12 protein-coding genes are annotated in these 12813 nt (G+C 60.2%); 4 read left to right on the forward strand and 8 right to left on the reverse strand.

The window, feature by feature from the left end:
- Positions 1-139 precede the first annotated feature (139 nt).
- Positions 140-1354 (forward strand): 5-aminolevulinate synthase, encoded by a 1215-nt coding sequence (gene hemA, locus JJB09_RS22245; RefSeq protein ID WP_201663284.1) that lies wholly within the window; start codon positions 140-142, stop codon positions 1352-1354.
- 87 nt (positions 1355-1441) lie between these two features.
- Positions 1442-2563, forward strand: coding sequence for a serine hydrolase domain-containing protein (locus JJB09_RS22250; RefSeq protein ID WP_201663285.1), 1122 nt, complete (start codon positions 1442-1444; stop codon positions 2561-2563).
- A gap of 5 nt (positions 2564-2568) precedes the next feature.
- Here the strand turns inward: JJB09_RS22250 and dxr are convergent, their stop codons facing one another.
- Complete coding sequence (dxr, locus tag JJB09_RS22255) at positions 2569-3747, reverse strand: 1-deoxy-D-xylulose-5-phosphate reductoisomerase (RefSeq protein WP_201663286.1); 1179 nt, start codon at positions 3745-3747, stop codon at positions 2569-2571.
- 110 nt (positions 3748-3857) lie between these two features.
- Between dxr and JJB09_RS22260 the strand changes: the two genes are divergently transcribed.
- A complete protein-coding gene (locus JJB09_RS22260) occupies positions 3858-4463 on the forward strand; it encodes a LysE family translocator (RefSeq protein ID WP_201663287.1) in 606 nt (201 codons plus the stop codon).
- Positions 4464-4487: 24 nt separating this feature from the next.
- Here JJB09_RS22260 and aguB read toward each other — a convergent pair whose 3' ends face one another.
- From aguB to JJB09_RS22280, 4 genes are all read right to left on the reverse strand, one after another.
- On the reverse strand, positions 4488-5354 hold the full coding sequence (gene aguB / locus JJB09_RS22265) for an N-carbamoylputrescine amidase (RefSeq protein ID WP_201663288.1): 867 nt from the start codon (positions 5352-5354) through the stop codon (positions 4488-4490).
- Positions 5355-5431: 77 nt separating this feature from the next.
- On the reverse strand, positions 5432-6436 hold the full coding sequence (locus JJB09_RS22270) for an inorganic phosphate transporter (RefSeq protein WP_201663289.1): 1005 nt from the start codon (positions 6434-6436) through the stop codon (positions 5432-5434).
- Complete coding sequence (locus tag JJB09_RS22275) at positions 6436-7080, reverse strand: DUF47 domain-containing protein (protein ID WP_201663290.1); 645 nt, start codon at positions 7078-7080, stop codon at positions 6436-6438. Before JJB09_RS22275 ends, JJB09_RS22270 begins: the two co-directional genes overlap by 1 nt.
- 160 nt (positions 7081-7240) lie before the next feature.
- Positions 7241-8383, reverse strand: coding sequence for an HPP family protein (locus JJB09_RS22280; protein WP_201663291.1), 1143 nt, complete (start codon positions 8381-8383; stop codon positions 7241-7243).
- Between the two features lie 187 nt (positions 8384-8570).
- On the opposite strand from JJB09_RS22280, the gene JJB09_RS22285 reads away from it, so the two are divergent.
- Positions 8571-9251: a 5-formyltetrahydrofolate cyclo-ligase gene (locus JJB09_RS22285; RefSeq protein WP_201663292.1), complete on the forward strand. Its 681-nt coding sequence runs from the start codon at positions 8571-8573 to the stop codon at positions 9249-9251.
- A 22-nt stretch (positions 9252-9273) separates the two neighbouring features.
- Here JJB09_RS22285 and JJB09_RS22290 read toward each other — a convergent pair whose 3' ends face one another.
- The 3 genes from JJB09_RS22290 to JJB09_RS22300 all read right to left on the reverse strand — a co-directional run.
- Complete coding sequence (locus JJB09_RS22290; RefSeq protein ID WP_201663293.1) at positions 9274-9612, reverse strand: hypothetical protein; 339 nt, start codon at positions 9610-9612, stop codon at positions 9274-9276.
- Positions 9613-9725: 113 nt separating this feature from the next.
- Positions 9726-11213 (reverse strand): M10 family metallopeptidase C-terminal domain-containing protein, encoded by a 1488-nt coding sequence (locus JJB09_RS22295; RefSeq protein WP_201663294.1) that lies wholly within the window; start codon positions 11211-11213, stop codon positions 9726-9728.
- 332 nt (positions 11214-11545) lie between these two features.
- Positions 11546-12813, reverse strand: a 1268-nt coding sequence (locus JJB09_RS22300) for a putative Ig domain-containing protein (protein WP_201663295.1), incomplete at its 5' end; no start/stop codon positions are given.

Raw genomic sequence — 12813 nt, forward strand, 5'->3', positions numbered from 1 at the left:
GGAACGTTCAGATGTAAGATGAGCGCGTTGCCACGTGGTGATGCGCCCTAACGCCGCGGAAATGCCGATTCCTGGTGCGCGGGGGTTGACGGTTGGAATGATTCCAAACAAAACAATCGTCGAATATCTGGAGAGAATGATGGAATTCGAAGCCTTTTTCAAAGATGCGCTGGATGGTCTACACCAGGAAGGCCGCTATCGCGTTTTTGCGGATCTCGAACGACAGGCCGGCAAGTTCCCCAAGGCTATCCGTTATACGGAGAACGGCCCGCAGGAAGTGACGGTCTGGTGCTCGAACGACTATCTCGGCATGGGCCAGCATCCCAAGGTGATCGCCGCGATGAAAGAGGCAATCGACAGCTGTGGTGCAGGCGCCGGCGGCACCCGCAACATTTCCGGCACGAATCACTATCACGTGCTGCTGGAGCGCGAGCTCGCCGATCTCCACGGCAAGGAAGCTGCGCTTCTGTTCAATTCCGGCTACATGTCCAACTGGACCACGCTTTCGACGCTCTGTTCGAAGATTCCGGGAATGATCGTGTTCTCGGACGCAGGCAACCACGCTTCGATGATCGAGGGCATTCGTCATGCAAAATGCGAACGCGTGATCTTCAAGCACAATGACCTGGCCGATCTCGAGGCGCGGCTTGCCGCTGCCGATCCTTCGGCGCTCAAGATGATCGCATTCGAGTCCGTCTATTCGATGGATGGCGATATCGCGCCCATCAAGGAGATCTGCGACCTCGCCGACAAGTACGGCGCGATGACCTATCTCGACGAAGTCCATGCGGTTGGCCTTTATGGCCCGCGCGGCGGTGGCATTGCCGAGCGCGATGGTCAGATGCACCGGCTGACGGTGATCGAAGGCACGCTGGGCAAGTCATTCGGTGTCATGGGCGGCTACATAACCGGCTCGACCGCGCTGTGCGATTTCGTTCGTTCTTTCGCATCCGGCTTTATCTTCACGACGTCGCTGCCGCCCGCACTGGCCGCAGGTGCTCTGGCGTCGATCCAGCATCTGAAGGTCAGCCAGATGGAGCGCGCACGGCATCAGGAGCGTGTTCGCAAGCTCAGAGCCGCGCTCGATACGCAGGGTATTCCGCATCTCAACAATCCGAGCCATATCGTACCGGTCATGGTCAAGGACGCCGCCAAGTGCAAGTGGCTCTCGGACCTGCTGCTCGACAATTACGGCATCTACGTCCAGCCGATCAACTATCCGACCGTGCCGAAGAAGACCGAACGCCTGCGCATTACACCGGCGCCCTATCACTCGGACGGTGATATCGAGCATCTTGTGAGTTCCCTGCACGCGCTTTGGGCGCGCTGCGCGCTTGCCCGCGCGGTTGCCTGACGAACCCTCGACGATAGCTTGCAAATCTGATGCGGATCATCGACAGATGGTCCGCATTTTTGATTCATGGATTTCCGGAGCAGGCAGATGGGGTTGGGGGAGAGGGTCGATCGCGTCATCGACGAGGCGGTACGGGCCGGGCGAATTACCGGAGCCGTGGTTCTCGTCTACAAAGATGGTGAACCCGTTGTCCGGCGCGCGGCCGGTTTTGCCGATCGGGAAGCGGCGATTCCAGTCGAATTCGACACGATCTTCCGGTTGGCTTCGGTCACCAAGCCGATCGTGGCTGCCGCGGCGCTGGCGATGGTGGAGCGCGGCAAGCTTGGATTGACCGACAAGGTTGCTGATCATCTTCCCTGGTTCACACCCAGAACCGCTGACGGCAAGCCGGCAGACATCACAATGCATCATCTGCTGACACATACGTCAGGGCTCGTCTACGATCCGGCGCTGGAACTGTTGCCGGCAGATCGCGCCATCTCATGCGGACTTTCAGACACCGATCTCGATTTTGAGGCCAATTTCAGCCGCCACAACGCCATACCCCTTGCGTTTGCGCCGGGCATGCGCTGGGCCTACTCGTTCGCAACGGATCTGCTGGGTGCTGTGATCGCCAAGGTGCATGGCGGAACGCTCGAGGATGCCGTAGTTGCCTATGTGGCCGGGCCACTGGGCATGATCGACAGCCGCTTTCATATTACCGATCCGGCCCGGCTCGCCGTCCCTTATGGTGACGCCAAGCCCCTGCCAGTGCGCATGTCCGACCCCTGGACCGCGACCGACGATGCCGGCTGGACGTTGGGGTTTTCGCCTTCGCGCATCTTCAATTCCAAGGCCTTTCAGTCGGGCGGCGCAGGTATGGCGGGGACAGCTGACGACATCATGCGGCTGCTGGAAGCGTTGCGGGCCGGCGGGGCGGGCGTGCTCAGGCCGGAAACCGTGCGAATGGGTTTTGCCAACCAGATCGGGGCGCTGGAGATGGACGATCCGGGCGTGAAGTTCGGTTATTTCGGCGCTGTGGTGGACGATCCCGCGCGCGCCATGACGCCCCAATCCAGGGGAACGATACGTTGGGGCGGCGTCTATGGCCTGAACTGGTTCATCGACCCGGAAGAGAAGCTTTCGGCTGTCAGCGTCACCAACAATGCGCTTGAAGGCTGCATGGGTGCTTTTCCCGACCAGATCGTCAACGCGGTCTACGGCGTTTGAGATCCTCAGGCAGCAGCAGCGTTTCTGTCGATGATGTCAGCAGCACGATGGCGGGCTTCAGCATCGGCCTCAAAGACCGAGTCCATGGATGAGGCCATGCCGAAACCGACCATGTCTTCCATGACCTGCTCGGCAATGTCGGCCATGCTGAGAAAGCCGATCCGGCCGTCGACGAATGCCTGGAACGCAGTTTCTTCAGCGGCGTTCATGATCCCGCCCTGCAGGCCACCGCGTTCGAGCGCCGTGCGGGCCAGCCTCAGCGCCGGAAAACGCGCCTCGTCGGGTGCTTCGAAATCGAGCCGGGCGAGCTTGGCGAAATCCAGGCGTTCGACATTCAGCCGGGTGCGCGATGGATAGGTCAACGCATAGCCGATAGCGGTGCGCATGTCCGGCGCGCCGAGCTGGGCGATGATCGAGCCGTCCGTGTAGCCAACCATCGAATGAATGATGGACTGGGGATGGACGATCACCTCGATCTGATCCGGCCGCACATCGAAGAGATGTTTGGCCTCGATCATTTCCAGCGCCTTGTTGAACATGGTGGCGCTGCCGATCGAGATTTTCAGCCCCATCGACCAGTTGGGATGGGCACGAGCGAGATCGGCGGTGACGCCGGCCATTTCCGAACGCTGCCATGTCCGGAACGGTCCGCCGGATGCGGTGAGAATGATCCGCTCAACGGCATGGCGCTGCTTTTCATCCAGCGATTGGAAAATGGCGCTGTGTTCACTGTCGACCGGGATAAGCCGTCCGCCGCCGGCCTTGACGGCCTGCACGAACAGGTCGCCAGCTGATACCAGGCATTCCTTGTTGGCGAGCGCGATATCGGCGCCGCGGCGTGCGGCGGCAAGAGTCGGTGCCAGGCCGGCCGTGCCGACGATCGCAGCCATGACACAATCCGACGGCATCTCCGCTGCCTCGATCAGGCCAGCCCTGCCTGCGGCGACGGCAATGCCGGTGCCGCTGACGGCATTCTTCAAATCCTGGTAGCGGTTGTCGTCTGCCGTGACCACCAGGCGGGCTCCGGAAACGCGGGCTTGCTCCGCCAGGAGCGCAATGTTGCCGTTGCCGGTCAACGCAGCGACTTCGATCTTCTCTTCGCCGTCCAATTGGCCGATCACGTCAAGCGTGCTGCAGCCGATTGAGCCGGTCGAGCCGAGAATGGTTATCGTTCGCGCGCGCATGATCCCGGGTCCGTTTCATCTGCAAATTCTGGGCATTCTCTACATAAGCTTGCGGAACGCGGCAAGGCGGGCTAGCTCAAAACAACATTACGCCTGTTTTGGACGAATTGATGCCTGTTACGAACATGATTGCCTTCATCGGCGGCACCGGCCTGCTGCTGATCCTGCCTGGCCCGACCAACGCGCTGTTGATGACGGCTGGCGCCGAGCGAGGTTTCCGCAAGGCGTTGCCGCTTGTTGTAGTCGAACTTATGGCCTACGCGATAGCGATCTCGCCGCTCCTCGCCTTCAATGAACTGTTGGGGGCATGGCGCGCGCAGGGCGGCATGGTTCTCAAATCGGTGGCGCTGGTGCTTGTTCTCGTGCTGGCATGGCGTCTATGGAGAAGTCGACCCGGCGCCGGCAATGGTCCTCTGGTCAGCGGACCGCAAATATTCTGGATCACGCTCTTCAATCCCAAAAGCCTGATCTTCGCATTCGCGATTTTTCCGCCGGTTACGGGGGCAACCGATCTGCTGGGCAAGATTTTTATTTTCGCAGGACTGGCAATCCTCGCGGCGATGGCCTGGATCGGGATGGGTATGGTGCTCGCTTCGAAGAGGCAGGGCAACATACCGCAGGCCTGGCTCGGTCGCATGGCTGCGACCGTGCTCTGTGCATTTGCAATTTATCTCGGGATCTCGGTGGTCGCCGAGGCCGGTGCGATGTTTCTGTAGAACGGCTGCGATTCTTGTTGCTGCTTAGCCACCGAGCGACATCAGCGGCTTGTAGAGCTCCGGCCGGCGGTCGCGAAACAAACCCCAAGCGCGACGCTGTTTTTCGATGGCATCGAGGTCGAAAGTTGCAGTGAGTACCGCTTCCGTTTCACGATCTGCCTCAGCGACTTTCACTCCGGTTTGACCGCTGATGAAGGACGAGCCGTAGAAGGTGATTTCCGTGCCCTGGCGTCCCGGCTCGGTGCCGATCCTGTTGGAAGCGACCACGGGCATCAGGTTGGCGCCGGCATGACCCTGCATGACCCGTTGCCAATGGCCGGCAGAATCGATCCCCGCGTCCTGCGGCTCGGAGCCGATTGCGGTTGGATAGAGGAGGATTTCGGCGCCCTGCAGCGCCATGGCGCGGGCGGCCTCGGGAAACCACTGATCCCAGCAGATGCCGACACCGATGGCAGCATGCCGGGTGTGCCAGACCCTGAACCCGGTATCGCCCGGCGAAAAATAGAATTTTTCAGTGTAGCCGGGACCGTCGGGAATATGGCTCTTGCGGTAGTTGCCGAGTATGGCGCCGTCCGCATCGACAATTGCGATGCTGTTGAAATAGGCTTTGCCGGATTTTTCGAAATAGCTCACCGGCAACACGACATTCAGTTTGGCGGCGAGCCGCGCAAACCGTTCGACGATGGGGTTGGCGTCCAGCGGGAAGGCGAGATCGAAGAATTCGGCGATCTGGTCCTGACAGAAATAGGGTGTGGCAAACAGTTCCTGAATGAGGATTATCTGCGCGCCGTCATCAGCCGCCCGACGAACCAGTCGTTCGGCCTTGGCGAGATTGTCTTCGATGTCCCAACTGCAGGCCATCTGCGTGGCGGCGACGGTGATTGTGCGCATGGTCATTGTTTCCGATTTCGACGGCGGCACTTTATGGCCGCTCGTCGATGGAGATCAACCGGGAGAATGCGCAGGCGTCAGGAAAACAGTCCGCAGACCCAGTAGACGAGAGCGGAGATTGCCGCGGCGGCCGGAAGCGTGATGAACCAGGCGATGACGATGTTGCCGGCCAGGCCCCAGCGGACGGCGGAGACGCGCCGCGCCGCACCTACGCCGATGATGGCGCCGGTGATCGTGTGGGTGGTCGAGACCGGGATTCCGAGCCACGTGGCGGCGAACAACGTGATCGCTCCGCCCGTCTCGGCGCAAAAGCCCTGCATCGGGTTGAGACGGGTGATCTTCGAGCCCATAGTGTGGACGATCCGCCAGCCGCCGAACAGAGTGCCAAGCGCGATCGCCGTCTGGCAGGTTATCACCACCCAGAACGGCACATGGAATGTCGGCCCAAGGTAACCTTGCGAGTAGAGCAACACGGCAATGATGCCCATAGTCTTCTGCGCGTCGTTGCCGCCATGGCCGAGCGAATAGAGCGAGGCCGAGACGAATTGCAGCCCGCGAAACGAACGGTCGACCGCAAATGGCGTCTGGCGCAAGCAGATCCATGACACGATGAGAACGAGCATCAGGGCGAGGAAGAAGCCGATCATCGGCGACAGGAAAATTGCCCCGACGGTCTTGAGAAGGCCCGAGAGCACGATGGCGCTACCGCCGGTCTTGGCAAGGCCGGCTCCGACCAGGCCACCAATGAGCGCATGCGACGAACTCGATGGAATGCCGAAGATCCAGGTGACGATGTTCCAGACGATAGCGCCCATCAGTGCGGCAAAGATGACCTGCGGGCTGACGATGGCGGGATCGATGATGCCGGTGCCGAGCGTCTCGGCCACGTGCAGTCCGAAGAACATGAACGCGATGAAATTGAAGAATGCGGCCCATAGGACTGCATATTGCGGGCGCAGCACCCGCGTCGAAACGATCGTTGCAATCGAATTGGCCGCGTCATGCAGGCCGTTCAGGAAGTCGAAGAACAGCGCCACGCCGATCAGGGCGATCAGCAGCGGCAGGGCAAGGGTTGCGTCCATCAGACGTTCTCGATCACGATGCCGCTGATTTCGTTGGCGACGTCCTCGAAGCGGTCGACAACCTTCTCAAGCTCACCATAGATTTCGCTGCCGATGATGTAGGCCATCGGGTTGGACGCACCGTGGCGCCGGTAGAGGTCCTTCAGTCCCTCTTCATGCAGTTCATCTGAGCGGCCTTCGACGCGGGTCACTTCTTCGGCGATTTCGCTCAATCGGTGGGCATTGACGCCGATCCGGTCGAGAAGCGGAATGGCTTCGGCCACGAGTTTTGCGGCCTCGGCAATGCGTTCGCCCATTTCCCGCATGCCGGGATCGAAGCTCTTCTGTTCGAACAGGCGAATGGTCTTGACGGTCTTGTGCATCATGTCGATCGCATCATCCATGGACTGGATGAGATCCTTGATGTCACCACGGTCGAATGGCGTGATAAAGCTGCGCCGCACGGCCAGCAGCACTTCGCGCGTGATGTCGTCGGCCTTGTCTTCCAGCTCAACGATCCTCTGGCAATGTGCCTCGGCGTCGCCTTCCCCGGCCAGCAGGGACCGCATGGCATCGGCTGCACCGACAACGGTGCGCGAGTGCTGTTCGAACAGATCGAAAAAACGATCCTCGCGCGGCAGAAGTCTGCGAAACCAACCCAGCATCTAACGTCTCTTTCCTTTGCTTGTCACAAAAGCGTCATAGAGGAGTGCGTTTGCGCGCGAAAGGGCGAGATTGCACGAAGTCAACAGAGTTTTCGCAGTTTCTTTGCGTGAATCGACTGTTTTGCAGGGCCGAGCCAGAATACCGCGACCCTGGCATCCCTCAGATGCCCCTTGCATCCTGCATGAGCTCTTCCGGGTGCGGAGATGTGGATAGGCTGCTGGCGACCGTCGCAAGCAGGTCCGTCTGCGATATCAGCCCTTGCAACCGTTTTTCTTGGTCGACGATTATCACCGCATGGGTTTGTCCGCTGGTCAGCTTCGGTATCAGGCTGATGGCGGGATCGTTGGGGTGCGCTGTGACCGCCGGCGAGACCGGCAGGCGGGAATCGGCCGCCTGGGCAAGTTCGCGCAGGCCCACTGTGCCGATGAGCAAGCCATCTTCGGCGACGACAGGCAAGGTTCGGATGTCATGATCGAGCAGAAGTGCCTGTGCCGCTTCGGTCGTTCCGTCCGGACCGATATGGATCACGTCGCGAGACATGATATCGCCGCAGAGAAGTTCTCCATGCTTTCTTGAAAGGGTCTGCAGTTCGACCTGCCGCAACAGGCGGTCGAGATCGGATCGCTCGATATCGAGTGTCTCGTTGAACGAGGCGATGGCGGCGTCGATATCGGCATCGGTGAAGCCGGCGCGCATGGCCGGCGGAAGATCGTTGGTCTTGTGCGTGTTGACGGGTGCCGGAAGCGCGCGGTGCGGATAGTTCCTGCGGCTGAGACGGTGAAACGCCACTCCCAGGCAAACGAGAATCACCGAGTTGACCGCGACTGGCACCAGCGGAAACAGGAAACCGGCGGATGCGACAGCCGGACCACCGATTACAGCCGTCAGCGCCGCAGCGCCTCCCGGCGGATGCAATGACCGGGTTAGGGACATGACGGCGATCGCGAGCGCCACCGCCAGACCGACGGCAAGCATCGGATCGTGAACGAAACGTACGACCGCGACGCCGACCAGTGCCGAGATCGTGTTGCCGCCGATGATCGGCCAGGGTTGCGCAAGCGGGCTCGCCGGGACCGCAAACAGAAGTACGGCGGAAGCGCCTATGGGGGCGACGATCAGCGGCAGTTCCGGATGATTTCCAAAGACATAGGCGCATACCAGTCCGGTCACGAAAATGCCGATCAGAGCGCCCAGGCAGCCGATGAGCCGTTCCTTCAGCGTGGCTCCCGGAAGAATGGGTACAAAGAGGCGAAATTTGGCCGACAAGGTCGACTTTTCATCAGTATTCGACGCATTCGTCATCGCAGATCCGCAAAAATGAGCGCAAATTGTTCAAGTGCTCCCTTATCTGCATATTTTTTCGGCGTAACAAGATGAAAATCGGCCGGCGAGGGAGATTTGCGAGATCGTTCGCCCTGCCGTCCCAATGGAACCAGTTTGGTCCTGCGCGCGGAAGGGCAAGAGGCCGGCAAGCACGGAGGAACGTCATATGCACCGGGATGATGCCGAAGAAACCGAAATCGAATGCGCCTCGCCGCCATGCCTGATCAGCGAGGTGGACCCCGCTTATATGGGCCTCGAAGACCCGCAGGCACCGCAACGAATCTATGCCTGGCGCAAGATCCAACGCGAAAGCATGATCGCCGCCCGGCTGTCGTTGCGGGCGGAAGTCCGCACCCATCATGCGTCTCTGATTGCATCCGGCCTGGACCAGGCCATCGGAGAAATCGAAGGCAAGTCAATCAGCCTCTACTGGCCGTTCCGCGGCGAGCCGGACCTGCGTCCATGGATGGAAAGCGTCACCGAGAGGGGCGGCACATGCCTGCTGCCCATCGTCATTGAAAAGCGGCAGCCGCTGATATTCAAATCCTGGAAAAAGGGCGAGCCGCTCGGCCGGGGGGTCTGGAACATTCCCATTCCGGAAAGCGGTCCTGAAATGGTGCCTGATGTCGTGATCGCGCCGCTGGTGGGCTTCGATGCCGGATGCTACAGGCTTGGCTACGGCGGCGGCTTTTTCGATCGAACGCTGGCGGCGCTTCCGAACCGCCCGCTTGTCATCGGCGTCGGCTACGTCCAGCAGCGAATGCCGACCATCCACCCTCTGGCCCATGACATACCGATGGATATCATCGTCACTGAGCAGGCAACGGTCCGGCGCGGGATTGGTTAAGCCACCGGTCCCAAATCTGTAATTACCCAACCATCACGAAAAAATCGATCACCACCGCCAGGATGACGCCGGTGGCGGTCAGAGCGATGCCGGTCAGAAACAGCTTGTTGCCCCTCTCGAAATTGCGTTTCTTGACGGAATCGTGCCGCAGCATGATGCCGATCGAAGCAATCTGGGTCACAATCCCCGACGCCAGCAGTATCAACGTCGGAAGATCCCCAAAATTCCACGGAACCGGATTGCTTGCCCACTGGTTGAGAAACCCCAGCGAAAACGACAGGACGATACCAGCCACCGTCAGGTTTCCGTTGCGAAACAGCAGTTCGACGATCGGCTCTTCGTTTTTGTTCTGGTCGGTCACGTCAAATCCCCTCAGCTCGTCCGGTTCCGACAGTCATTTAGGACAACCCGTCTGGTGCACGCAACTCGCATCGCAGGCAAACGATCGCAGGATGGGACCGCGGCCAATCGGGCCTATAGCGCGAAGTCGCGCGCGCTCAACTGGCCGATGTCGATCCCGCGGACTGTCAGGACGTCTTCCTCTGCGAAGGTGAAGACCACATCCTTGCCAATCTGCTCGGCATGGGCGAGGGCTTCCGGCGCTCCCGAAAAGCCGAATGCGCGCAGCGATATCGTATCCATGCCGTCCCGGAAGTCAGCGATAGTATCCGAGCCGTAACCGATTTCAAAATTGAAGACGTCCGCGCCCTTGCCGCCGAACAGTTTGTCGTTGCCGGCGCCGCCGTCGAGAGTGTCGGCGTCTCTGCCTCCATATAGCATGTCGTCACCGGCGCCGCCGGAGAGCCTGTCGCAGTCACGCCCGCCTCGCAGCTCATCATTGTCGGCCTCTCCGAAAAGCCGATCCCGGCCATAACCGCCGAGCAGGTGGTCGGATCCTTCATTGCCGAAGAGTTGATCGTTGCCGGCTCTGCCCGCCAGCATATTGCTTGCGATGTTTCCGGCCATCGTGTCATCGCCGAAGCCACCGATCGCATTTTCGATCAAAGAACGCGCATCGCCTTCATATTGCAGGGCATTGTAGATATTGCCGCTGGCTGAATGACCTCTGCCCAACGCGGCAAGTTGTCTGTCGTTGAAGGTCGAGGACTGCCCCGGAGCAAGATTGATGTCCAGGTCAGTCGTATAGCTTCCGAGATCATAGGTATCGACGCCGCCGCCATCCCAGATGGTCGCGAAGATTGCGGTGCCGCCGGCGTTTATCGCCAGCTTGCCGTTCACGAACGTGTCGCCGGACGCCTGGCTCCACGTGTATCTGGTGTCGCCTGCATTGGTTGTGAAATCGGCGCCATATATGTGCTGAAGGGCCGCGATATCGCCCATCATGTAAGTCTGCGGTGCGCTCCATTGGGAATAGGTGTAGCCATCCGTGCTGCTGCCCTCGTAGCTGCGATAGGTCATCACGGTATATTCCAGGGCATCGTACTCGCTAGGCAGGGCGTCAAATCCGTTGACCGCGTCATTGCCGTGCTTGAGACCCAGCGCATGGCCGATTTCGTGCAGGATTGTGTGCCACGCATAGTTGCCTGCCTGGGCAGACGTGTAGTCGAACTGTTGGCCGAACCACATGTCGCCGGCCTGGTCGATGCCGTCGGGCATGTAGGTATAGGAGGTGCTCGGAGCGCTCGACTGGGCAATGCGCAGATTTGCGCTCTCGGATGCGCCCAGCGAGATTTCCACATTCGTGAAGCCCTCGACGGAAAAGCCGTCGTCGCCATCTGTTCCGGCATCCTGTTCGATGGCGAACAGTGTCGCGACGACCTGTAGCGACGAGGCCTGGGCGAACGCTGCCTGGGCTTCCTTTTGATAGCTGTAGGCCATGGGGTTGTCTGGAAAGGCGTAGGTGATCACCGGTCCGCTCCACGCGGTGCCATACAGCAGACCGTCAATGAGCGCATCGCCGGTTGCGGAAACATTGATTGGGGTCGATCCATTCCCTGCCATTTTCAGATCCCTGCCTTGAAGCTTTTTGCTTTATTTGCAGGGACCGTAGAGCCTCAAAACTTATTATATACTTAAACGTGTGCCATATCTGGAATGTATACTTAAGGATGTGCTACGGATATCACTGGATTTGTATCGATCCTTTCAACAAAATATTAGGGTAACCAATTGGTGTCGCGGTCTGGTTCGGCCAATGAAAATGGCCGGCAACGCGAGCGTTGCCGGCCATTAGTTTGTTTGAACGTGTTGTCACCCCGTCGGGGATCCCCGACATTGAGTCATGAACCCTGGTTCCAACGGCGGCAGTCCCGGGACCGCCGCCGCTATAGGCCTCAGAAGAGGAAATCGCTTTCCTTGAGGTCATCAAGCGCCATGTGCTTGATCACCATTGTGGCGCCGTTGTCGGCCGTGATGACGACATTGTCGCCGCGTTCTTCGACATGGTGCTTCATCAGGTCCCTGAAGCTGTCGATGCCTACGGCACGACCCAGGTCGATGACGTCGCCCTCTTCCGGATGGAAGTCCTTGACGACATCGCGGCCGGCAAACTTGCTGAACACGAAGGTGTCAGCGCCATCGCCGCCGATCAGACGGTCATTGCCGCGGCCGCCAGAGAGCCGGTCATCGCCATCCATGCCCTTCAGGACGTCGTTGCTTGCCCGGCCGTTGATGCGGTTGTCGAAGGCATCGCCTATCAGCCTGTCCTTGGCAGGCGTGCCCTTGGGGTTTTCGAGCACATCGTTGATATCGATGTCGAAGGTCTGCTGGTAAACAGTCCCCCCAGCATCGGTTGCTTCAACTTCGATGGTGTAGAGCGCACCGGTTTCGAAGTCGAGCTTGGCGCCCTCGGCGACGACCAGCTTGCCGTCGACGATCGCAAAGGCGGTGTCCTGGCTGTCGGTCAGGGTGTAGGTGATGGCGCCAACGGCAGCACCCGGCACGGCGAGGTCGCCGACGACCGTTCCTGCAGCCGAGTTTTCATCGACATTGGCCTCCGACAGCGTGATGTCGCCGATGCCGCCGCCGGCGGCGGTGATCGTCACGGCAAAGGTGTCCGTCACGGTCCCGCCCCTGCCGTCTGCCGCCGTCAGCACGACATTGAGCGTGCCGATGTCAGCATGTGCAGGCGTAGCGGTGAATTCACGCGTGGCCGGGTTGAATATGAGCCAGGCCGGCAAGGCCACGCCATCTTCCAGCGTCGCCGAGTAGCTGAGCGCATCGCCATCCGGGTCCGTGAACGCGCCGGCCGGTACGCCGAACGTGAAGGCGCCACCCTCGCTCCCGGACTGGTCGGCCAGAGGTGTGGCCAGTGTCGGGGCGCGGTTGGTCGGACCGGGATCGACCGGTGGGATCGGTTCGTTGGCGCCGTGGATCGTGAACTCGACAGTTTCCTCGGTGCCGTCCGCGGTTGTGATAGTGAAGGTCTCAGTCTTGGTTTGACCTGTGCCGAGATACTGAACGGCGCTGTTGGCGACTGTGTAGGTGTAGGTGTAACCACCACCTTCGACCGGCGTCAGGACAAGCGTACCAAGGGCACCTGCCGGAGCAGTGACCGTCGCGGTGTCGGCGCCGTCCACGTCATCGACAGAGATCGAGCCCG

It is taken from the genome of Phytoamicus setariae, assembly GCF_016722925.1.
GTDB lineage: Bacteria > Pseudomonadota > Alphaproteobacteria > Rhizobiales > Rhizobiaceae > Rhizobium_E > Rhizobium_E setariae.